This window comes from Rhizobium anhuiense (genome assembly GCF_003985145.1).
Lineage (GTDB): Bacteria > Pseudomonadota > Alphaproteobacteria > Rhizobiales > Rhizobiaceae > Rhizobium > Rhizobium anhuiense.
The window spans coordinates 131,222-153,253 of record NZ_ML133522.1; the positions used below are offsets into that span (position 1 = coordinate 131,222).

Consider the following 22,032-nt stretch of genomic DNA (forward strand, 5'->3'; position numbering starts at 1 on the left):
AATTGCAGCATTTTTAGCTGCAAACTGCAACTCATACCATCAAACTATTGAGGTGATGTCATGGATTGCTATGCTATCGAACAAAGCCCGCCGCAGCCGACCATCGGAATTTTCCGGCGCATCGGCGGCCAGCTGGCGCGGATCTGGCGCATGCCCAGCCTCGATCTCGACACGGCGCCGGATCGCGTCAAGCGTGATCTCGGTTTCCTCGACGGGCGCGATCCCTACTGCGAGGACGAACGCATGCGGTAGACCGCAAGCGCCGTCAGGATTTCGGCGGCGGTCATGGCGGCGATCACCTCAGGGCGCTTGTCCCTGACCGCCGAGCCGCCGATCGGCAGCGTCAGGCGTTCTGTCCAGCCACGTTCTCCGCCGCCCTCGCGGGAAAGCCAGCTTACGAACGTGGCGCGCTTCGTCGCCGAGCCGATCATGCCGATATAGGCGAGGTCGGTCCGTTCCAGCGCCTCGCGGGCGATGAGGAAATCCAGCGCATGGTCGTGCGTCAGGATGACCAGCGCGCCGCCGGCCGCAACATCCTTCACCAGCGCTTCCGGCATCGGCACGAGCCGCGTCTTCGTTTCGGGAGGCAGGCTGGTGATTTCTTCCTGCCGCGTCTCGACGACCGTGATTGACAGCGGCAACGGCGCCAAGGCCGCGGCCAGCGCCCGACCGACATGACCGGCGCCGAAGAGATAGACCTCCGGCAGACGCTCGGTCTCGCCGGCAAGCCTGACTTCGATTTCTTCGGCAACCGCCTGTGTCACCCGGCGAAACCGCAATTGCGTGCGCCCGCCGCAGCATTGGCCGATGTCGGGCCCGAGCGGGATATCCATCTCCGCCATCCCGCCGGTTCCCGCCAGCATGTCTCGCGCATTGCCGATCGCCATGAACTCGAACCGGCCGCCGCCGATCGTGCCCCATAAGGCGGTTTGCGAGACCAGCATGAAAGCGCCCACCTCACGCGGGGTCGAACCTTGTGTGCCGGTGATGTCGATGAGGATGCTGTCCGGGTGGGCGGCGAGGAAGCGGCGGATGGCGGTCATGGGTGAATGACCGGTAGGTTCGTGGGTGTCTCACGGCGGTTCCAGTCTCTCTGCCCGCCCCGATCAGCCGCCGAGGCCAATAAACAAGCGGGACGCATTCGCATCTCCTACACCCGCTTCATCCGCTCGACTGCCATCAGTACCCGCTCGGGCGTCGCCGGCGCATCCAGCCTCGGGCAGACCTTGTAGTTGGCCACACTCGCCACCGCCATCGACAGTGCCTCCAGCACCGAGATCGCCAGCATGAAGGGTGGTTCGCCGACCGCCTTGGAGCGACCGATGGTGGCCTCAGCGTTCTCCGACCATTCGGCGAGGCGCACGTTGAAGATCTTTGGACGGTCGGAGGCGAGCGGAATCTTGTAGGTCGAGGGGGCGTGAGTGCGCAGCCGGCCCTTGTCGTCCCACCAGAGTTCTTCCGTCGTCAGCCAGCCCAGGCCCTGCACGAAGGCGCCTTCGACCTGGCCCATATCGATCGCCGGATTCAGCGAGCGACCGACATCGTGGAGGATGTCGGTACGGTCGATCAGATATTCGCCCGTCAGCGTGTCGATCGACACCTCGGTGCAGGAGGCGCCGTAGGCGAAATAATAGAAGGGCGTGCCGCGGCCGGCCTTGCGGTCCCAGTGGATCTTCGGCGTCTTGTAGAAGCCGGCGGCGGAAAGCTGGACGCGGGCGAAATAGGCCTGCTTGATGAAATCGGGAAAGGGAATCTCGATCTCGCCGGCGCGCACCCGGTTCGGCAGGAAGACGATGTCGGAAGGCGCCACATCCCATTTTTCGGCAGCAAACGCCACCAGCCGTTCCTTGATCTGGCGGGCGGCGTCGAAGGCTGCCATGCCGTTCAAATCCGAGCCGGAGGAGGCCGCCGTCGCCGAGGTGTTCGGCACCTTGGCCGTTGTCGTCGCGGTGATCTTCACCCTGTCGATATCGACCTGGAAGCTGTCGGCCAGCACCTGCGCCACCTTGGTGTAGAGGCCCTGGCCCATTTCGGTGCCGCCATGATTCAGATGGATCGAGCCGTCCTGATAGATGTGGACGAGGGCGCCGGCCTGGTTGAAGGCGGTCATGGTGAAGGAGATGCCGAATTTGACCGGCGTCAGCGCGATGCCCTTTCTGATATAGCGGCTGTCGCGGTTGAAGGCGATGATGGCGTTGCGCCGCGCCTGGTATCCGGCGGTCTCTTCCAGCTCCTCGACGACGCGGGCGATGACATTGTCCTCGACCTCCTGATGGTAAGGGGTGAGCGTGCGCCCGGAGCCCGGCTGGCCGTAAAAATTCCGCTTGCGGACGTCGAGAGGATCCTTGCCGAGGGCATAGGCGATCTCCTCGATGAAGCGCTCGGCGCCGAGCATGCCCTGCGGCCCGCCGAAACCGCGGAAGGCGGTGTTGGAAACGGTGTGCGTTTTCAGCGGTTTCGAGACCAGATGCACATGGGGGTAGAAGTAGCTGGAATCAGCATGGAAGAGGGCGCGGTCGGTCACCGGTCCGGAGAGGTCGGAGGAGAAGCCGCAGCGGGCCGCATAGGTCGCGTCGACCGCGTGGATGCGACCTTCGGCGTCGAAGCCGAGTTCGTAATCGACGAGGAAATCGTGGCGCTTGCCGGTGGCGCTCATGTCCTCGTCGCGGTCCGGGCGGAACTTGACCGCGCGGCCGAGCTTCTTGGCGGCGATGGCGGCGAGTGCTGCGAACTGATTGCCCTGCGTCTCCTTGCCGCCGAAGCCGCCGCCCATGCGGCGCACATTAACGGTCACGGCGTTGGACGGGATATCGAGCACATGGCCGACGATGTGCTGGATCTCACTCGGATGCTGCGTCGAGGACCAGACGGTGACCTCGTCGTCCTCGCCGGGGATCGCTACGGCGATATGGCCTTCGAGGTAGAAATGCTCCTGTCCGCCGATGCGCATCTGACCTTTCAGACGCATGGCGGCATTGGTCATTTCCGTTTCCGGCTCGCCGCGCCTGAGCGTCATCGGGGTGATGACCAGCGGGCTGCCATTGGCGAGCGCACCATCGATATCGCTCCAGTGCTGCAGGTCGCGATAGTCGATCTTTGCCAGCCGCGCGGCGCGGCGGGCAGCGTCGCGCGTTTCGGCGATGACGGCAAAGATCGGCTGGCCGTGGAACTGAACTAAAGTTTCGGCCAGCAGCGGCTCGTCATGGCTGCCGTTCGAGCTGACGTCGTTGACGCCGGGCACGTCCTTGCCGGTGAAGACCCATACGACGCCGGGATAGGCGGCGACGGCGGAAAGGTCGATGCCGGCGATTTCGGCATGCGCCCGGTCGGAGAGGCCGAGGGCGCCGTGCAGCAGGCCTGCGGGTTCCGGAATGTCGTCGATATAATCGGCGGTTCCAGTGACGTGCTTATGCGCGGAATCATGCCGCAGCGCGCCGTGCATCGGGCCTGATATGATAACCTTGCGGTCGTCGAAGGTGGACTTGTCCATTAGCGCCTCCCTGTCGAGAGATTGCCCGCAGCCGATGCTCCGGGCGCTCGCGGCTCAGCGCCGACGGTCAATCTTTCCATCACGCCACCTCCTCGAACCGCTTCAGTTCCGCCGGCGCGCCGACGGTCTCGAGGTAGAACCGCGTCAGCAGGTTCTTTGCCGTCAGCTGGCGGTATTCCGCCGAGGCGCGCCAGTCGGTCAGCGGCTGGTAATCGGCGTCGAAGGCGGGACGGGCCGCCTCGATCGTCGCTTCCGTCCATGGTTTGCCGATCAGTTCGGCCTCCACCGTGCGGGCGCGTTTCGGCGTTGCCGCCATGCCGCCGTAGGCGATGCGGATATCGGTGATCATCTCGGCATCGTCGAGCGTCAGCAGGAAGGCGCCGAGCACGGCGGTGATGTCCTCGTCGCGACGCTTGGTGATCTTGTAGGCGGCAAAGCGGCTGGTTGCTGCCGGATAGGGCACAAAAACGCTTTCGACGAATTCGCCGGGTTTCCGGTCCTGCTTGCCATAGGCGATGAAGAAATCCTCGAGCGGCATTCTGCGCTGGCCTTGCAGGGACCGCAGCGTCAGCGTCGCGCCGAGCGCGATCAGCGGCGGTGGGCTATCGCCGATCGGCGAACCGTTTGCGATATTGCCGCCGATCGTGCCCATATTGCGCACCTGCTCGCCGCCGATGCGGTCGATCAGCCGCCCGAGCGCGGGGATTTTCTTGGAGATCGCCTCGAAAGCCTTGGTGTAACTGACGCCGGCGCCGATGGTGATGCCATCCTCGCCTTCCCCAACCGACTGCAATTCGCTGAGGTGGCTGATGAAAACCACCGGGCTCAGCCTGCGCATCTGCTTCGTCACCCAGAGGCCGACATCCGTCGCGCCGGCGACGATAATCGTATCAGGCTCCTGCGAGAGGACTTCGGCGAGCGCCTGGACCGAAGCCGGCACGATCAGCCGGTCGTCGCCATTGGCAATCCGGATCGTGCCGCTCGCCTGCATCGCCCAGAGCCGGGCGACGATTTCGGATCGCGTCCGTTCCAGCGGATCGAAGAGGGTGCTTGGCCGCATCAGGCTCACCTGCTCGGCAGCCTTGACGATCGGCTCATAGCCGGTGCAACGACAGAGGTTGCCTTGCAGCGCCTTTTCGATCTCGTAGCGGCTGGGGTTTTCCCTGGTCAGCCACAGGCCATAGAGCGACATGACGAAGCCCGGGGTACAGAAGCCGCATTGCGAGCCGTGACAATCGACCAATGCCTGTTGCACCGGATGCAGCGCGCCGTCCCTGCCGGCGAGATGCTCGACCGTCACCACATGGGTGGCGTGCAGTGAACCGATGAAACGGATGCAGGCATTGACGGATTCATAGGCGAGCTTACCGTCGGCAAGCCGCCCGACGAGCACGGTGCAGGCGCCGCAATCGCCTTCCGCACATCCTTCCTTGGTGCCTGTCAGCCGTCGCTTCAACCGCAGAAAATCGAGAAGCGTCTCGGTCGGCCTGACATCGGTGAGCGTGATGTCCTCGCCATTCAGGATGAAGCGGATGCTGTCGTTCATGATATTCCCGGTTATTTTTTCCAAATGGTTAAGCCGCCGTCCAGCCACCGTCAATCGAGATATGCGTTCCGGTCACCTGGCGGGCCGCGTCGCTGGCGAGGTAGAGCGACAGTGCACCGATTTCCTCGGCCTTGACGAATTCACGCGTCGGCTGCGCCTTGAGGATGACTTCGCTCTTCACCTGCTCCTCGGTCATGCCGCGGGCTTTGGCGGTATCCGGGATCTGCTTCTCGACGAGCGGTGTCAGCACATAGCCGGGGCAGATGGCGTTTACGGTCACGCCGAATTCGGCAAGTTCAAGTGCTGCCGTCTTCGTCAGGCCTAATATACCATGTTTTGCCGCGACATAGGCGGATTTGAAGGGGGAGGCGACGAGCCCGTGGGCCGAGGCGATGTTGATGATGCGGCCGTACTTCCTGGCCTTCATCAGCGGGATCGCGGCGCGCATGGTATGAAAGGAGCTCGACAGATTGATCGCGATGATCTGATCCCATTTTTCGACCGGGAAATCCTCGATCTTCTCGACATGCTGGATGCCGGCATTGTTGACCAGGACGTCGACGGTGTCGAAGGTCTTGTCAGCCGTTTCGATCAGGTCGGCGATCTCGGCGGGCTTCGTCATGTCGGCCGGATGATAGATCGCCCGGCCTTTGGACAATGATTCAAGCCGCTCGACGATCGCCTTGATTTCATCGGCCTTTCCGAAGCCGTTGATGACGACGTTGTCGCCCATTTCGGCGAAGGCCGTGGCGATCGCAAGGCCGATGCCGCTGGTGGAGCCGGTGACGACGACTGTTCTGCTCATGCTTTTCACTCCTGAAATCGCGATGCTGCGTTGCAGCGTTATTTGCGAGGTTATGCCCAAAGCCGTCGGGCTGGCAATTCCGCTTTATTCGCTTTTCTCGCCCGCATCCGTGTCCTATTGATTTGCCTCGACAATTGACATGTTGAGGGAGGGTTTTCATGAGCGGATATGTTCTGGCGATCGATCAGGGAACGACATCGACGCGGGCGATCGTCTTTGACGGCGATATGCGTATCGCCGGCAAGGGCCAGAAGGAATTCACCCAGATCTATCCGCGTTCCGGCTGGGTCGAGCATGATCCCGAGGAAATCTGGGATTCGGTCGTCTCCACCGTCCACATGGCGTTGCGCGACGCCGGGATCGAGGCCAAGGATCTCGCAGCACTCGGCATCACCAACCAGCGCGAGACCGTCGTCGTCTGGGAGCGCGAAACAGGGCGACCGATCCAGAATGCCATCGTCTGGCAGGACCGGCGCACGGCAAGCTATTGCGACAATCTGAAAAGGCAGGATCTGGAGCGGCTGTTCACCAAGAAGACCGGCCTGATCCTCGATCCCTATTTTTCCGGCACGAAGCTTTCCTGGATGCTGGCTAACGTAAAGGGCGCGCGGGCACGCGCCGCCAGGGGCGATCTCTGCTTCGGCACGATCGACACTTTCCTGATCTGGCGGCTGACGGGTGGCAAGAGCTTCGTCACCGATGCCACCAATGCCTCGCGCACGCTGATGTACAATATTGCCGAAAATGCGTGGGACGAGGATCTGCTCGACATTCTGAGGGTGCCGGCCGCCATGCTGCCGGAGGTCAAGGATTGCGCCGCCGATTTCGGCACGGTCAATCCCGACATCTTCGGTGCAGCGATCCCGATTCTCGGTGTTGCCGGTGACCAGCAGGCGGCGACCATCGGCCAGGCGTGTTTTGCGCCGGGCATGATGAAATCGACTTACGGCACCGGCTGTTTCGCACTGCTCAACACCGGCGCCGATATGGTGCGTTCCAGAAACCGGCTGCTGACCACCATCGCCTATCGCCTGAACGGCGAGACGACCTATGCGCTGGAGGGTTCGATCTTTATCGCGGGTGCCGCCGTGCAATGGCTGCGGGACGGGCTCGGCATCATCGACAGCGCCGCCGAAACCAACGCGCTGGCCGAAAAGGCCGATCCGACACAGGAAGTCTATCTCGTGCCCGCCTTCACCGGCCTCGGCGCGCCGCACTGGGATGCCAAGGCGCGCGGTGCAATTTTCGGGCTGACGCGCAACAGCGGTCCGGCGGAGCTCTCCCGGGCGGCACTGGAAGCCGTCTGCTACCAGACCCGTGACCTGCTCGACGCCATGCAAAAGGACTGGAAGAACGGCACGGAAGACACGGTGCTGCGCGTCGACGGCGGCATGGTCGCTTCAACCTGGACGATGCAGCGCCTTGCCGACCTGCTCGATGCCCCGGTCGACCGCCCGGTCATTCTCGAGACGACGGCGCTGGGGGCCGCCTGGCTCGCCGGCAGCCGGGCAGGGGTGTGGCCGGACAAGGACGGTTTTTCGGCGAGGTGGAAGCGGGATCGGCGGTTCGAGCCCGATATGGATGAGAAGCTGCGGGCGGCAAAGCTCAAGGGCTGGAAGAACGCGGTCAAGCGGACCTTGAGCGAGGGGTGATCAGCGGGATGTAGTTCCGTTCGTCCCAGGAGATGCACCGCTATTCTTCAGCTACGGCGCCGCCCGTGCTCCGGAGATCACGAATCTCCGCCCATAATTTTTTGATGCGCGCTGTCGGTCAAGGCGGTACTCCTTCGTCATTCGGAAAGAGGAGTGAGCGATGCTTTATGCAATCCTTTGTTACGCCCATGAGGAAACCGTCTTTGCCTGGAGCAAGGAGGAGGAAGCTGCCGTCATGGAGAAACTCTATGCCGTGCAGGAGCCGCTTGCCGCATCCGGCAAACTCGGCCCCGTCGGCCGGTTGATGCCGACGACCGCTGCGACCACCGTGCGCAAGGGCAAGGACGAACCCTTGGTCATCGACGGGCCCTTTGCGGAAACGAAGGAGGCGCTTCTCGGCTTCTATGTGGTCGACTTCGAAACGCTCGACGAGGCGATCGCCTTCTCGAAGCAGCTTTCATCCGTCAATCCAGGTTCCACCTCTTACGAAATTCGGCCTTTCTACGTCTTCAGGCCCGGAGATGCTTCATCATGACAGACATTGCCTGGATCGACCTCGCGCTTGCATCGGCCCGCCCGAAGGCGCTCGGCGCGCTGCTGCGCTATTTCCGCAATCTCGATATCGCGGAAGAGGCGTTTCAGGAGGCGTGCCTGAGGGCGATCCGGACATGGCCGGAGAAAGGGCCGCCACGTGACCCCACAGCCTGGCTGATCTTCGTCGGTCGAAACAGCGGCATCGATGCTGTGCGCAAGCGGGCGAAGACCCAGGCTCTGCCGGATGAGGACGTCATCTCCGATACCGAGGATGCCGAAAGCGATATTGTCGAGCGGCTCGATGATTCCCATTATCGCGACGATATTCTGCGGCTTCTCTTCATCTGCTGCCACCCGGACCTGCCGGCGACCCAACAGATCGCCCTGGCGCTGCGCATCGTCTCCGGCCTTTCGGTGCCGCAGATCGCGCGTGCCTTCCTGGTGTCCGAAAGCGCCATGGAGCAGCGCATCACCCGGGCCAAGGCGCGCGTCGCCAAGGCAGGGGTGCCTTTCGAAACGCCGAGCCCTGAGGAAAGGGCCGAACGGCTCTCGATCGTCAGCACGATGATCTATCTGATCTTCAACGAGGGCTACAGCCAGGCCGATCCCCGGCATGAGGCGGCTGCCTTCAGCGACGAGGCGATCCGGCTGGCTCGGTTGATGCTGCATATCTTCCCGTCGGAACCGGAGCTGATGGGGCTGCTTGCGCTCATGCTCCTGCAGATCTCGCGCCGGCCGGCGCGCTTCAGCGCCGAGGACGAGATCGTGCTGCTCGAGGATCAGGACCGGTCGCTCTGGAACCAGCCCTTCATCAACGAGGCCTTAGCGCTGCTCGACAAGGCGCTGCGCCATCGTCGGCCCGGCCCCTATCAGTTGCAGGCAGCCATCGCCGCCGTTCACTCCCGGGCAAAACGCGCTGGGGATACCGACTGGGTGGAGATCGACCTGCTCTACCGCGCGCTGGAGCGCCTTCAGCCGTCGCCTGTAATAACGCTCAACCGGGCCGTCGTCGTCTCCAAGCTCCAAGGTGCACAGGATGCGCTCGATCTCATCGATCCGCTTGGCGAAAAACTCGGCGGCTATTTTTACTACCACGGCTTACGGGGCGGGCTGCTGAAGCAGCTTGGCCTGACCAGCCAGGCGCGCGAAGCCTTCGAGCGCGCCATTGCCCTGGCCCACTCGGCCGCCGAGGCCGCCCATATCCGCAGGCAGATCGACAAGATGCAGGAAGAGGCCACGCAGCCGATCGCAAAATAAAATCCGAAAAGGCCGGTACGCTGTCGGAACGGCGAACGTCGACACGTCCTTGTAACAACCTGACAGGAGACAGGTTTCATTCAAATGGAGAGATGTCGCAATGACCGCCAGCACGCAACATGAACTCGTCCTCGTGCGCGAATTCGACGCGCCACGCGAGAAGATCTACAAGGCATGGACCAATCCCGATCTGCTGAAGCAGTGGTTCGTGCCGCGTCCCTGGGGTGTGGCGGACGCAACGCTCGACGTCCGCCCCGGCGGTTCCAGTCTCGTCGTCATGCATGATCCCGAGGGCAATCAGTATCCGAACCGCGGCGTCTATCTCGAGATCATCGAGAATGAGAAGATCGTCTTCACAGATGCCTATACCAGCGCCTGGGTACCATCCGAGAAACCTTTCTTTACAGGTGTCATCCTGCTCGAAGATCTGGGCAACGGTCGCACCAGATATACGGCCAAGGCGCTGCACTGGCGCGCCGAGGACAAGGAAGCGCATGAGAAGATGGGCTTCCACGAAGGGTGGGGCAAGGCTGCCGATCAGCTGGCGGAGCTGCTGGCGAAGATGTGAGCGGCGGGGGGGGGGGGGGGGGGGGGGGGGGGGGGGCCCCCCCCCCCCCCGCTTCAAGTACGATCTAAGGCGGTTCGAAAGATGAATCCGCCGGCGCTTCGAAGTGGTTGAATTCAGATTCGAATTAATCGATCGCTCTGCCTGATCACCAAACACATCATGCCGCCATCGAAATTCTCGAACATTCCGTTCCACAATTTGTATTTGCGCTCCATCCCAGCCATCCTTATCTCAGCCGGGAATTCAATAGGATGCCGATGATGGAACTGGGGCTTTACACATTTGCCGACGTCAATCCGAGCCCTGCCGGCAGCAGAGGTGTCGAAGGGGCGGAGCGGCTGAAGAACCTGATCGAGGAAATCGAGCTCGCCGACCAGGTGGGGCTCGATGTCTTTGGGCTCGGCGAGCATCATCGGCCGGACTATGCGGCATCCGCTCCTGCTGTCGTATTGGCCGCGGCCGCGGTCAAAACCAAGAACATCCGGCTGACCAGTGCGGTCACCGTGCTCTCCTCCGACGATCCGGTGCGCGTCTTCCAGCAGTTTTCGACGCTCGACCTGCTCTCCAACGGCCGGGCAGAGATCATGGCCGGGCGTGGCTCCTTCATCGAGTCCTTCCCGCTATTCGGCTATAATCTCGAAGACTACGACCAGCTTTTCGAGGAGAAGCTCGATCTGCTGCTGGCGCTGCGCGACAGCGAGGTTGTGGAGTGGAAGGGCGAGCTTCGCGCGCCGATCAACGGGCGCGGCGTCTATCCCAGGCCGCTGCAGGATCCGCTGCCGCTCTGGGTCGCCGTCGGCGGCACGCCGCAGTCGGTGGCGCGCGCCGGGGCGCTCGGGCTGCCGGTGGCGCTGGCGATCATCGGTGGTGAGCCACGCCGTTTCGCGCCGCTCTTCGATCTCTACCGCGAGGCTGCGCGCCGGGCAGGGCAGGACCAGGCGAAGCTGAAGACCAGCATCAATGTCCATGGCTTTATCGCCGATACGACGGAGGCCGCCGCCGACCAGTTTTACGGGCCGCAGGCCGAAGTGATGAACCGCATCGGCCGCGAGCGCGGCTGGGGGCCGACGAACCGGGCGCATTTCGATATGTCGCGCGGGCCGAACGGCGCGCTCTTCGTTGGCGATCCCGAGGCGGTCGCCGAAAAGATCATCGCCCATCACGCGCTTTTCAGGAACGACCGCTTCCTGCTGCAGATGGCGATCGGCCTGATGCCGCATGATCAGATCATGCGTGGTATTGAACTGTACGGGACGAAAGTCGCGCCGATCGTCAGAAAGGCATTGACTGAAAAGGGTGAAGGGGCGAAAGCCTCAGCTTGAGGTGGCCGCGGCCGCCCTGCGCACGGCCGGGACAGACGAATGGTTATCGCAAACGACGACGAACTGACAAAGCTCAAGGAGATCGGCCGCATCTGCGCCAACGCCATCCAGGTGATGGCGGCAGCGATGGAGCCCGGCATGACGACGCTGGAGCTCGACGGGATCGGCCGCAAGGTGCTCGAGGATTCAGGTGCGCGCTCGGCGCCGGAGTTCTGCTACCAGTTTCCGGGTGCTACCTGCATCAGCATCAATGAGGAAATCGCCCACGGCATTCCCGGCCCGCGCGTCATCCGCGCCGGCGATCTCATCAATATCGACGTTTCGGCGGAGAAGGACGGTTTCTTCGCCGATACCGGCGCCTCCTTCGCGATGCCGCCGGTCAAGCCGAAGATCGAACGGCTTTGCCGCGACGGCAAGCGAGCGCTTTGGGTCGGGCTCAACCAGGTGAAATCGGGCGAACCGCTGGCCAAGATCGGCACCGCAGTCGGCGCCTTTGCGCAGAAGAACCGCTATACGCTGGTCGCCAATCTGGCGAGCCACGGGGTCGGGCGATCGCTGCACGAGGAGCCGGCCGAGCTATCGACCTGGCCGGACCCTTCGGAAAAGCGGATGATGACGGAAGGCCTCGTCTTCACCGTCGAGCCGTTCCTTTCGCTCGGCGCGACATGGGCCGAGGGCGGCGACGATGCCTGGACACTCTATGCCGATCCCAAGGCGCCGACCGTGCAATATGAGCACACGGTGGTGGCGACTCGCAACGGCCCGGTGGTTTTGACCTTGCCGGATGCGCGGGGGTAGGGGCAGCTCGCCAACGTTCCTCATCCTTGTAGGTTGCCGTTGCTGAGGTGCGCAGCCTGTAGGGCGGAGCCTCGAAGGATCATACTTGCTTGTCGCTTCTTGCATTCATCCGGCGTCAGTACACCCGCCTCGCCCTTCGAGGCCCCTGCGGGGCGCACCAGGATGAGAGGCTCTCTTGGGGGCGCGGCGTCCTCGAACCCGACGCACGTCGGCGCCAACCCCGTCTTCACCCCCGCGTTTCCGGCCTGCCGCCCTGCAGAATTTCGGTGGCGGCACGTTCCAATATGCCGGCGATGCGGGCGGCTTCGGGTTTCGACCAGGGATAGCGCATGCGCAGGGCTGAGCGCAGCAGCATGCGGGCGGCGCGAATATCGCCGCCATCCTGCATGAAATCGCCGTCATCGCCCTCGTCGGCGCCGTGACGATCGGTTTCGAAGACGCGCTTCACATGGGCCATCTTCTCGCCGATGCGTTCCAGCTTGGCGAAGGTATGCAGGATCATGGCGCGGTTTTCCTCGACGCGGCTGCGGCCGGCCTCGGTGATGCGGTAGAGCTTCTTGGCGCCCTCAGCCTCCACCTCGGCAAGGCCAGTTTCCTCGAGATAGGTGAGTGCGGGATAGATGACGCCTGGGCTCGGCACATAGAAGCCGCCCGAACGTTCTTCCAATATCTTTATCAATTCGTAGCCGTGGCGCGGCTGCTCAGCGAGCAGTGCCAGGATGACGAGCTGCAGATCGCCCGCCGCGAATTTGCGGCCCATGCGGAAATCTCCGCCGAACATGCCGCCTTTAAAACCTCTCATTGCCCTTCCTTTCATCGTTGGATGTATCGTTAGCTATGTCGTAAAACATATATCTTACGATAACTGCTTTCAAGTGCGGCCGAGAATTTTTGACGTTCGGGGAAATTGATCGATCGATCAGAATTACTTGATTGTGGTGCGGATGTTGCGGCGCGATAAGCGCTGCATGCTCGAGCGCACCCGTCACTCCCGGCCGAACCTTGTCTCCACTGCCGCTGCCGGCGCCGTTGCGATGGCGGCCGCCATGGGCTTCGGGCGCTTCTCCTATACTCCCATCCTGCCGGGCATGATCAGCGGCGTGCCGCTTTCGGCCGCGGATGCCGGCTTCATTGCGTCGGCGAATTTCGTCGGTTATCTCGTCGGCGCAGTGCTTGCCGCCTATGGCTGGGCGGCGGGTCGGGAGCGGCTGGTTGCGCTGCTGTCGCTGCTGGCAACGGCGATCCTGCTTGCCGCCATGGCTGCCACCGATTCCGTCGCGATCTTCTCTGTCATCCGCTTCCTGGCCGGCCTCGCCAGCGCTTTTGCGCTGGTCTTCACCTCGTCGATCGTGCTCAGTCACGGAGCTGCTGCCGGCAATGACCACGTGCAGGCGGCGCATTTTGGTGGGCCGGGAGTGGGTATCGCGCTGTCCTCAGTCATGGTGTTTCTGATCGGCCTCGGCTTTCACGATGGGTCGGGCGGCTGGCGGGCCGACTGGATCGGCGGGGCGCTCTATTGCGCGGCAAGCCTCGTCGTCGTTTTCCTGCTGCTGCCGGCGGCGCCGGCGCAATCGGCGCAGGCGGGCAGGGAACCGGCGCTGGTCTGGAACCAGCCGATGGTGCTGCTGACGCTCTCCTACGGCCTGTTCGGTTTCGGCTACGTCATCACCGCGACCTTCCTCGTCACCATCGCGCGCCTTTCTGCAACCGGGCCCTTCGTCGAATTCCTCTGCTGGTTCATCGCCGGCCTGACGGCGGCGGTCGCGCTGTTTGCCTGGAAGCCACTGGTCAGATCGCTGGGGCTTGGCGGCGTCTATGTCGCGGCCCTTCTGGTCGAGGCCGCGGGCGTGGCCGCGACCGTGGCGCTGCCGCCTGCCGTCGCACCGCTGATCGGCGGGGCGCTGTTTGGGGCGACCTTCCTGGCGATCACGGCTTACGGGCTGCAGATCGGCCGCAAGCTTTCGCCTCAGAGCCCGCGGCGGATCCTGGCGATGATGACGGCCGCCTTCGGCGTCGGCCAGATCGTCGGGCCTGTTGTTGCCGGCTGGATTGCCGAGCGCAGCGGCAGTTTCACCGTCCCGACGGTGATTGCCGCCATCGCGCTCGTCGCCTGCGCAGCGCTTGTCATGCCGGTGATCAGGAAAATCGCTTAACCGGTTACATCTCCGTAACAATGGGCCGAACCCATTGCTGCTTCCTTGGAACTGCCTTAGTTTCCGGCACAATCCGTGTTCCACGACACTCCCGAGACTCACAGTTCAGGAAAGCAAAGCCCTCCCGTGTTTCATTCCTTTTTTCCACAGCCAAAGGCGTTCTTTACTTCACTCGTCGTTTGGACCCTGATTTCCATTGCCGGCTGGTATCTCTTCGCTGCCGGTCTCGGCGCATCGCTGGGCTTCGCACCGGTTGCCGAGGAACAGCAGCCGATCGACCTTTCGTTTTTCCTGCTCCCAGAAAACGTCTGGTTTTACAGCTATTTCTTCCTTTCGGCAGTGATCTTCTGCGGCGCATGGCATCTGAAGGCGCTGCGCCACCCCTGGAAACTGTGGTCGATCTGGGGTTCGGCACTGATCATCTTCGTGACCTATTTCGGCGTTCAGATCACCGTGGTGATCAACAACTGGCGCCGGCCGTTCGGCGATCTTCTGCAGAACGCATTGTCGAAGCAGCCGGGCATTTCCGTCGACAATTTCTACAGCCTGATGTGGATCTTTTGTCAGATCGCATTTCTCAGCATGTTCGTGTCGATCATGACCGACTTCTTCACCAGCCACTACATCTTCCGCTGGCGAACAGCGATGAACAATTTCTATATGTCGAAGTGGGAAAAGCTGCGTCACATCGAAGGTGCCTCACAGCGCGTTCAGGAAGACACGATGCGCTTTTCGAGCACGCTCGAAGGTCTTGGTATCAGCCTCATCAACTCGGTGATGACGCTCGTGGTATTCCTGCCGATCCTTCTGGCGCTATCGCATTATGTGACGGAACTGCCATTCGTCGGCCCGGTGGCGAATTCACTCTTCTGGCTGGCGCTCTTCTGGTCGGCGTTCGGCACGGTTCTGCTGGCGGTCGCCGGTGTCAAGCTGCCGGGCCTGAACTTCCGCAACCAGCGCGTCGAAGCAGCCTATCGCAAGGAACTGGTCTATGGCGAGGACCATGCGGAACGGGCTCAGCCGCTGACAGTCAGTGAGCTCTTCGGTAACGTTCGTAGGAACTATTACCGGATGTATTTTCATTACATGTATTTCAATGTCGCCCGCTATTTCTATATCCAGGCCGACGCGCTCTTCGTGGTCTTCATGCTGGTGCCGACGATCGTGGCGGGCGCCATCACCTACGGGATCTTCCAGCAGATCTCGACCGCCTTCGGACAGGTCAGCAACTCGTTCCAGTATCTCGTCAACTCCTGGACAACGATCATCGAGCTGCTCTCCATCCACAAGCGCCTCAAGGCCTTCGAAGCGGCAATCGACGACGAGCCGCTGCCGGATATCGACCAGCGCTACCTGGAGCGTGACGCGGGCGTCGTGCATGCTGACGGTTGATGGACGGGACTTGTCCGTGATCCAAATGTCGGCGCGTGGGGCTCTTCATCTGCCCGCCGGCACCTTCCCTCCGTTGGGGAGAAGAGACTTGCCGCAGGGTCTCGATTCCTCCTTCTCCCCTTGGGGAGAGATGCCCCGTAGGGCGATGAGGGGCGGCATGATACGCCGTCTCGGCGATGGTGCCATCAATCCTGATGTGGTGCCACGCCGTCAGAGACCCGACGCCCGCTCCAGCTTCCCGCGCGCCTCGATCATCGGGATCGCTTCCGAATAGCTGATGCAGGCGACGTCAGCCCGGTGGCAGACGTCGCTGACCAGGCGGTCGAGGGCGCGCCAGTAGGCGCCGCCGTTCATTTCGACGAAGTGGAAGCCGAGCTGGAGCGGGATGCGGGCGCCGGCATACTGCTTGTCGAATGCCTCCCTGAAGGCGGCATAGGCGCGCGCCTCGAATTCAGCGGAATCGGCCGTGTCTTCCTCGCCCTTGGAATGGCGGACGAAGAGATTGTAGTCCATGCCGATGATCGGCTTTTCATTCGGGCCTTCGGGGATCAGCGGCAGGCCGAAGCGGATGATGTCGTCTTCCTCGACGGGCATGGCCGGGCCCTTGGTGACAAGGCTCGCATCATAGCTGAAACCCGCCTTCTTTTCTGCGGCGGTCATGTCGGCGCCCGCTGTCGCCGAGAGATAGGGGGCGCGAAAGCCCTTGATGCCGTGGTCGACCAGATCCTGCCAGCCGGCCGGCTCCTCGAGGCCGACGCTCTTCCAGGCATTCTTCAGCGTCGCGTGAAAGGTCGCGTATTCGGCCGACCAGTCGGCCTCGCTCCATTGGCGGCCGTCGAAGTGGCCGCAGGCATGGCTCGATATGTCGTGGCCTTCAAGATGGGCGTGCCAGATATTGCCAAGGCGTTCGCGGATCTCGTCGTCGCTCTGGGCGAAGCCGACATTGGATTTTCCGCGTTTCTGGTGCGGCGCCTGATAGGCCTTCTTCGCCGCATCGTTCATCAGGAAGGTGCAGGAGAGGAAATAGGTGAAGTGGGCGCCGTTCTTCGCGGCCATCTCGCGGCTCTTCAACCACAGCGCATTGTCGTGGGCGCCGTCGAAGGAAATGATGACGAGCTGTTTCGGCCGGTCGGCCGCCTCGGCGGTTGCCGGGAGCAGGAACGAGGCAGCCAGACAGGCGGAGAGGAAAAAACGGGACATGGACACCGCGACAATTTGTTCGCGGTTTCCCTCTAACAGAAATGCGGCGAAGCTGCGGTCTCGCTGGCATTTATTTACGCCAGCCGTTAGAGCCTTTCCTGGTCAGCTTGAAGCATTCTGCCGGAGCAGGTTTTCGTCAGGGCAGAGGCGATTGGCGAAGGGCATACCCCACGGTACGTCCGAGCCGATCGCCTTTGATCCTGGCGGAAAGATGCCCGGCCCTTCGGGTTGGCTGAAACGGGCCGGCTGATCGACCGGCCGGCTTGGCCGTAGAACTGGGCTACGACGCGCGCCGGCCGGTCGACCATCCGACTCCGTTTGAGCCAACAGAATGCTTCAATCTGACCAGGAAAGGCTCTAAGCCATGACAAACGGCACGGAAGGGACTCGCAATGACATTGCTTATCGTCGGCATCATACTTTTCCTCGGAGTGCATCTGGTGCGGGTGGTGGCCCCCGGTTTCCGGCGTTCGATGATCGCAAGCCTCGGCGAGACGGGCTGGCGGGCGGCCTATTCGATCGCGAGTCTGGCCACGCTGATCCTGTTGATCTACGGTTTCGGGCAGGCGCGCGCGGTGACCGGCATGCTTTACAATCCGCCGGTCTGGACGGCGCATATCGCGATTACGCTAATGTTGATCGCACTGATCTGTCTCGTCGCCTCGCTGCTGCCGGCGGGGCATATCGCGACGAAGACCAAACATCCGATGGTGCTGTCGGTGAAGATCTGGGCGCTGGCGCATCTGCTCGCCAATGGCGAGACGTCCTCGGTGCTGCTGTTTGCAGCCTTTCTCGCCTGGGGCGTCATTCTGCGCATCTCGCTCAAACGGCGGCAGCGGGCGGGCGAGATTGTGGTCCGGCCCTTCGTCTCGGCCAAATACGACCTCTATGCCGTCGTCATCGGCGTCGTCGCCTGGGCGTTGATCATCTGGAAGCTGCACGAATGGTTGATCGGGGTCTCGCCGCTCGTGATGTGACCGGCGCATAACCCCAAAAATCGATTCCGATTTTCGGAAAGGATTATGCGCGGATTCAAAGTGTTAGAGCGTCCTGTCGGACGCGTTAGGGATAGGGCGGTTCAGCTTTTCATGGAAGCGCAGAACCGCTCTAATTTTTTGTTTTAGGCAATTCCCGGCAAAAGCGCTTCGCGCTTTGCCTGGGAAACCGCTTCGCACTTTTCCTGGAATTGCTCTAATCTTTCACATCCCCCTTACAACAGCGGCAAAATGGAGTAGAAGGCCGACAATATGCGTTTTGCATGTGTATGGGTATTTCCGCGGCCGGAGACGAGAATGGCATTCAACGACGACAGCTTCATCCGTGAAGTCAATGAGGAATTGCGGTCTGACCAGATGAAGGGCGTCTGGCGCCGGTTCGGCCGCTATATCATTGCCGTTGCCATCCTGATCGTCGTCGGCACCGCCGGCAAGGTCGTCTACGAATATTGGGACAACAACCGCTCCTCCGGCACCGGCGACCAGTTCCTGGCGGCGATGAAGCTTGCCGACGAGAATAAGAACGACGAGGCGCTGGCCGCGCTCGACAAGCTTGAGAAGGAAGGCCACGGCGCCTATCCGGTGCTGGCGCGCATGCGGGCCGCGACGGTCCAGGCGCAGAAGGGCGACGCTAGCGCGGCGATCGCCGCCTTCAACGAGATCGGCAAGGACAATGGTGTTCCTGCCGCCGTGCGCGATGCCGCCAGAATGCGCGCCGGCTGGCTGCTCATCGAAAATGGCAGCTACGAGCAGGTTTCGGCTGCGATCGAGGAAATGGCCGTGCCGGGCAACGCCTTCCGGCATTCGGCGCGCGAAGCGCTCGGCCTTGCCTCCTATAAGGCCGGCAACATGGCGCAGGCGCGCCAGTGGTTCCAGTCGATCGTCGATGATACCGATAGCCCGCGCAATGTTGCCAATCGCGCCCATATGATGCTTGATCTCATTACCGCATCCGGCAAGGCGCCCGCCGCACAGGGCTGAGTTTTAAGGAAAAAGAATGAGTTTCACGGTCGCCATCGTCGGTCGTCCGAATGTCGGCAAGTCGACGCTTTTCAACCGACTGGTGGGGAAGAAGCTGGCGCTTGTCGATGACACGCCGGGCGTGACCCGCGACCGCCGGCCGGGCGATGCGCGGCTGATGGGCCTGACCTTCACGATCATCGATACCGCCGGTCTGGAAGAGGCCGACGCGGAAAGCCTGCAGGGCCGGATGCGCGCGCAGACAGAAGCGGCGATCGATGAGGCAGATCTTTCGCTTTTCGTCGTAGACGCCAAAAGCGGGCTGACGCCCGTGGACACCGCCCTTGCGGAAATGCTGCGCCGGCGCGGCAAGCCGGTGGTGCTGGTCGCCAACAAATCCGAAGCGCGCGGATCCGACAGCGGCTTTTACGACGCCTATACACTCGGCCTCGGTGAACCGACGCCGATTTCGGCCGAACACGGACAGGGCATGATCGACCTGCGCGACGCGATCGTCGCGGCGATCGGCGAGGACCGGGCCTATGCGAAGGAAGATGTTGCCGTCACCGACGTCGACATTTCCGAGACTGCGGGTGAGGACGAGGACGAAGAGCCCGTCTATGACGACACCAAGCCGCTCAGGGTGGCGATCGTCGGCCGGCCGAACGCCGGCAAATCGACACTAATCAACCGCTTCCTCGGCGAGGACAGGCTTTTGACCGGGCCGGAGGCCGGCATCACCCGCGACTCCATCTCGGTCGAATGGGACTGGCGTGGCCGCACCATCAAGATGTTCGACACCGCAGGCATGCGCCGCAAGGCGCGGGTGATCGAGAAGCTGGAGAAGCTCTCGGTCGCCGATGCGCTGCGCGCCATCCGCTTCGCCGAAACCGTCGTCATCGTCTTCGATGCGACGATCCCCTTCGAGAAGCAGGACCTGCAGATTGTCGACCTGGTGCTGCGCGAGGGGCGCGCGGCCGTGCTCGCCTTCAACAAGTGGGACATGATCGAAGACCGGCAGGCGGTGCTTGCCGACCTGCGCGAAAAGACCGACCGGCTGCTGCCGCAGGCGCGCGGCATCCGCGCCGTGCCGATCTCCGGCCAGACCGGCTGGGGACTCGACAAGCTGATGCAGTCGATCATCGATACCGACAGGGTCTGGAACAAACGCATTTCGACGGCGCGTCTCAATCGCTGGCTGGAGACGCAGCAGATCCAACATCCACCACCGGCGGTTTCCGGCCGACGGATCAAGCTGAAATACATGACGCAGGTCAAAGCCCGCCCGCCGGCTTTCATGATCTCCTGCACCCGCTCCGATGCGCTGCCGGAATCCTATACGCGCTACCTGATCAATGGCTTGCGCGCCGATTTCGACATGCCGAGCGTGCCGATCCGCATCCATTTCCGCTCGCCGGACAATCCGTTCGAAGGCAAGAAGAGGCGGACGTAGAGCTGGGCTTGCAATGATTGCCGGCGTTTTGTGAAGTTAGGGCGTGTGCCGTGTGGCACACGCTTGGCCTGCCTGACATCTCCCCCACAAGGGGAGATCGGCAAGAAGCTATGCCTCGCCTTAAATTTGCGGTTCATGTGATGGCCAGTTGTTTGGGGAAGCCATCACGCCCAGCCGATCTCCCAACCTGTAGGGGGTCCGAAGGACGGGTCAGACCCGTGGTTCGACCCCGAGCCCGGCAGGGCAGAAGGGGCTATCACAAGCTCTGTGATAGCCATCTGCTGTTCAACAGCTAAGCCACGCTTCTATTCAACGCCTCGCGCAGCGCCACGATCTCGCTCTGCAGCCGAGTGAGATCGACGGCATCGCGGCCGCTGGCAGCGGCGATGCAGCCGGGAATGCCGATCGCCTTTTCCTTCAGGCGAAGGCCTTCTTCGCTCAAGCGGATGACGACGACGCGTTCGTCCTCCCGGCTGCGTTCGCGTCTGACATAACCAGCGGTTTCCAGGCGTTTCAGCAGCGGGGTCAGCGTGCTCGATTCCAGGAAGAGCTTTTCGCCGAGGCCCCCGACGGTCTGGCCATCCTGCTCCCATAGAGAAACCATCGCCAGATATTGCGGATAGGTAAGTCCCAGAGCATCGAGCAGCGGCTTGTAGACGCGGTTCAGTGCGTGGCCTGCCGTATAGACGGCGAAGCAGATGAAATTGTCGAGCTTCAGTTGATCCTGCATGGCTTGTCTCCGAAACTGACGAAATTTATATCGCGCAATAAATAATCGGAAGCGATTTTTATGCATGGCAGCCATGACTAAATTTAAATTGTCCGATAAATAATCGTGCGCGATATAAACTCGGTGTTCACAACGAACATCGAAACCGAGAGGACAAGACAATGTCGACCATCAAGACCGCAGTTTCCGCAGTCGCACTGCTCGCAGCTTCCGCCGCTGGCGCGCTTGCTGATCCGGTACTGGAACCGGCAACGCAGAAATTCATCGACGGGCTTGCCGGTGGCGCGCCGATCTACACGCTCTCGCCGGCCGATGCCCGCGATGTCCTGGCCGGGGCGCAGAAGGGCGACGTGAAGATGCTTGCTGCCCAGGAAGAGGGCAGGGTCATCAAGGCAGGCCCGACAGGCAGCATCAAGCTGCGCATCATCCGCCCGGAACATGCCAAGGGCACGCTGCCGGTCATTCTCTATTTCCATGGCGGCGGGTGGGTTTTGGGCGATGCGGATACGCATGACCGGTTGGTGCGCGAGATCGCCAACGGCGCCGATGCCGCTGTCGTCTTCGTCGATTACGAACGCTCGCCGGAAGCCCGCTATCCCGTCGCCATCGAGCAGGCTTATGCTGCGACCAAATATGTCGCCGAACACGCCAAGGAGTTCAAGGTCGACGCCAGCAGGCTCGCGGTCGCCGGCGATAGCGTCGGCGGCAACATGGCGGCGGTGGTGACACTGCTTGCCAAGGAACGCGGCGGTCCTGCCATCGATCAGCAGGTGCTGTTCTACCCAGTCACCGACGCCAATTTCGACAACGGGTCCTACAACCAGTTCGCCGATGGCCCGTGGCTGACCAAGGAAGCGATGAAGTGGTTCTGGAACGCCTATTTGCCTGATGAAGCCAAGCGCAAGGAGCCGACGGCCTCACCGCTGCAGGCCTCGCTGGAGCAGCTGAACGGCCTGCCACCGGCGCTCGTCATCGTTGACGAAAACGACGTGCTGCGCGACGAGGGGGAGGCTTACGCTCGCAAGCTTAGCCAAGCTGGCGTCAAGGTCACGTCGATGCGCTATAACGGCACGATCCATGACTTCGTGCTGCTGAACGCGATTGCCGAAACGCCTGCCGCACGCAGCGCGATTGCGGTCGCCAACGACACGCTTCGCAGCGCGCTTCACAAGTAAAC

The 22,032-nt window shown here is 62.3% G+C and carries 20 protein-coding genes; 13 read left to right on the plus strand and 7 right to left on the minus strand.

Features of this window, described 5'->3' with window-relative positions:
- Window positions 1-60: 60 nt before the first annotated feature.
- Window positions 61-252, plus strand: coding sequence for a hypothetical protein (locus tag EEQ99_RS06705; protein ID WP_047611388.1), 192 nt, complete (start codon window positions 61-63; stop codon window positions 250-252).
- Here EEQ99_RS06705 and xdhC read toward each other — a convergent pair.
- The 4 genes from xdhC to EEQ99_RS06725 all read right to left on the minus strand — a co-directional run bounded on the left by xdhC (window position 225) and on the right by EEQ99_RS06725 (window position 5,841).
- Entirely contained in the window at window positions 225-1,043 is an 819-nt protein-coding gene (gene xdhC / locus EEQ99_RS06710; protein WP_063474488.1) for a xanthine dehydrogenase accessory protein XdhC, read from the minus strand. The genes EEQ99_RS06705 and xdhC overlap by 28 nt on opposite strands.
- A gap of 107 nt (window positions 1,044-1,150) precedes the next feature.
- Window positions 1,151-3,490 carry a xanthine dehydrogenase molybdopterin binding subunit gene (gene xdhB / locus EEQ99_RS06715; protein WP_063474489.1) on the minus strand — a complete coding sequence of 780 codons (2,340 nt, stop codon included), beginning with the start codon at window positions 3,488-3,490 and terminating at the stop codon, window positions 1,151-1,153.
- 79 nt (window positions 3,491-3,569) lie between these two features.
- Window positions 3,570-5,036 (minus strand): xanthine dehydrogenase small subunit, encoded by a 1,467-nt coding sequence (xdhA, locus tag EEQ99_RS06720; RefSeq protein ID WP_127430171.1) that lies wholly within the window; start codon window positions 5,034-5,036, stop codon window positions 3,570-3,572.
- Window positions 5,037-5,064: 28 nt separating this feature from the next.
- Window positions 5,065-5,841: a 3-hydroxybutyrate dehydrogenase gene (locus EEQ99_RS06725; RefSeq protein ID WP_063474491.1), complete on the minus strand. Its 777-nt coding sequence runs from the start codon at window positions 5,839-5,841 to the stop codon at window positions 5,065-5,067.
- Between the two features lie 158 nt (window positions 5,842-5,999).
- Between EEQ99_RS06725 and glpK the strand changes: the two genes are divergently transcribed.
- From glpK to map, 6 genes are all read left to right on the plus strand, one after another.
- Window positions 6,000-7,493 (plus strand): glycerol kinase GlpK, encoded by a 1,494-nt coding sequence (gene glpK / locus EEQ99_RS06730; RefSeq protein ID WP_063474492.1) that lies wholly within the window; start codon window positions 6,000-6,002, stop codon window positions 7,491-7,493.
- A 160-nt stretch (window positions 7,494-7,653) separates the two neighbouring features.
- Window positions 7,654-8,028 carry a YciI family protein gene (locus EEQ99_RS06735; RefSeq protein WP_011653034.1) on the plus strand — a complete coding sequence of 125 codons (375 nt, stop codon included), beginning with the start codon at window positions 7,654-7,656 and terminating at the stop codon, window positions 8,026-8,028.
- The gene (locus tag EEQ99_RS06740; RefSeq protein WP_063474493.1) at window positions 8,025-9,284 is read left to right on the plus strand and encodes an RNA polymerase sigma factor; all 1,260 of its coding nucleotides are present in this window, start codon (window positions 8,025-8,027) and stop codon (window positions 9,282-9,284) included. The genes EEQ99_RS06735 and EEQ99_RS06740 overlap by 4 nt, the downstream gene beginning before the upstream one ends.
- 100 nt (window positions 9,285-9,384) lie before the next feature.
- Window positions 9,385-9,852 (plus strand): SRPBCC family protein, encoded by a 468-nt coding sequence (locus EEQ99_RS06745; RefSeq protein ID WP_063474494.1) that lies wholly within the window; start codon window positions 9,385-9,387, stop codon window positions 9,850-9,852.
- Between the two features lie 260 nt (window positions 9,853-10,112).
- Window positions 10,113-11,174: an LLM class flavin-dependent oxidoreductase gene (locus EEQ99_RS06750; protein WP_063474692.1), complete on the plus strand. Its 1,062-nt coding sequence runs from the start codon at window positions 10,113-10,115 to the stop codon at window positions 11,172-11,174.
- A gap of 39 nt (window positions 11,175-11,213) precedes the next feature.
- The gene (gene map / locus EEQ99_RS06755) at window positions 11,214-11,972 is read left to right on the plus strand and encodes a type I methionyl aminopeptidase (RefSeq protein ID WP_047611367.1); all 759 of its coding nucleotides are present in this window, start codon (window positions 11,214-11,216) and stop codon (window positions 11,970-11,972) included.
- 226 nt (window positions 11,973-12,198) lie between these two features.
- Here the strand turns inward: map and EEQ99_RS06760 are convergent, their stop codons facing one another.
- Window positions 12,199-12,774 carry a PadR family transcriptional regulator gene (locus tag EEQ99_RS06760; protein WP_047611365.1) on the minus strand — a complete coding sequence of 192 codons (576 nt, stop codon included), beginning with the start codon at window positions 12,772-12,774 and terminating at the stop codon, window positions 12,199-12,201.
- Window positions 12,775-12,940: 166 nt separating this feature from the next.
- Between EEQ99_RS06760 and EEQ99_RS06765 the strand changes: the two genes are divergently transcribed.
- The gene (locus EEQ99_RS06765) at window positions 12,941-14,125 is read left to right on the plus strand and encodes a YbfB/YjiJ family MFS transporter (RefSeq protein WP_174824438.1); all 1,185 of its coding nucleotides are present in this window, start codon (window positions 12,941-12,943) and stop codon (window positions 14,123-14,125) included.
- Window positions 14,126-14,251: 126 nt separating this feature from the next.
- Window positions 14,252-15,517 carry a peptide antibiotic transporter SbmA gene (sbmA, locus tag EEQ99_RS06770; protein WP_063474495.1) on the plus strand — a complete coding sequence of 422 codons (1,266 nt, stop codon included), beginning with the start codon at window positions 14,252-14,254 and terminating at the stop codon, window positions 15,515-15,517.
- A 210-nt stretch (window positions 15,518-15,727) separates the two neighbouring features.
- On the opposite strand, the gene EEQ99_RS06775 is transcribed toward sbmA, so the two are convergent.
- Window positions 15,728-16,717: a polysaccharide deacetylase family protein gene (locus tag EEQ99_RS06775; protein WP_097542064.1), complete on the minus strand. Its 990-nt coding sequence runs from the start codon at window positions 16,715-16,717 to the stop codon at window positions 15,728-15,730.
- 392 nt (window positions 16,718-17,109) lie between these two features.
- Between EEQ99_RS06775 and EEQ99_RS06790 the strand changes: the two genes are divergently transcribed.
- The 3 genes from EEQ99_RS06790 to der all read left to right on the plus strand — a co-directional run bounded on the left by EEQ99_RS06790 (window position 17,110) and on the right by der (window position 20,125).
- Window positions 17,110-17,694 carry an NnrU family protein gene (locus EEQ99_RS06790; protein ID WP_063474497.1) on the plus strand — a complete coding sequence of 195 codons (585 nt, stop codon included), beginning with the start codon at window positions 17,110-17,112 and terminating at the stop codon, window positions 17,692-17,694.
- A 315-nt stretch (window positions 17,695-18,009) separates the two neighbouring features.
- On the plus strand, window positions 18,010-18,693 hold the full coding sequence (locus EEQ99_RS06795; RefSeq protein WP_063474498.1) for a tetratricopeptide repeat protein: 684 nt from the start codon (window positions 18,010-18,012) through the stop codon (window positions 18,691-18,693).
- 16 nt (window positions 18,694-18,709) lie between these two features.
- Complete coding sequence (der, locus tag EEQ99_RS06800; protein WP_047611354.1) at window positions 18,710-20,125, plus strand: ribosome biogenesis GTPase Der; 1,416 nt, start codon at window positions 18,710-18,712, stop codon at window positions 20,123-20,125.
- Between the two features lie 292 nt (window positions 20,126-20,417).
- On the opposite strand, the gene EEQ99_RS06805 is transcribed toward der, so the two are convergent.
- Window positions 20,418-20,855 (minus strand): MarR family winged helix-turn-helix transcriptional regulator, encoded by a 438-nt coding sequence (locus tag EEQ99_RS06805; RefSeq protein WP_063474499.1) that lies wholly within the window; start codon window positions 20,853-20,855, stop codon window positions 20,418-20,420.
- Window positions 20,856-21,016: 161 nt separating this feature from the next.
- Between EEQ99_RS06805 and EEQ99_RS06810 the strand changes: the two genes are divergently transcribed.
- Window positions 21,017-22,030: an alpha/beta hydrolase gene (locus tag EEQ99_RS06810; protein WP_063474500.1), complete on the plus strand. Its 1,014-nt coding sequence runs from the start codon at window positions 21,017-21,019 to the stop codon at window positions 22,028-22,030.
- Window positions 22,031-22,032 lie beyond the last annotated feature (2 nt).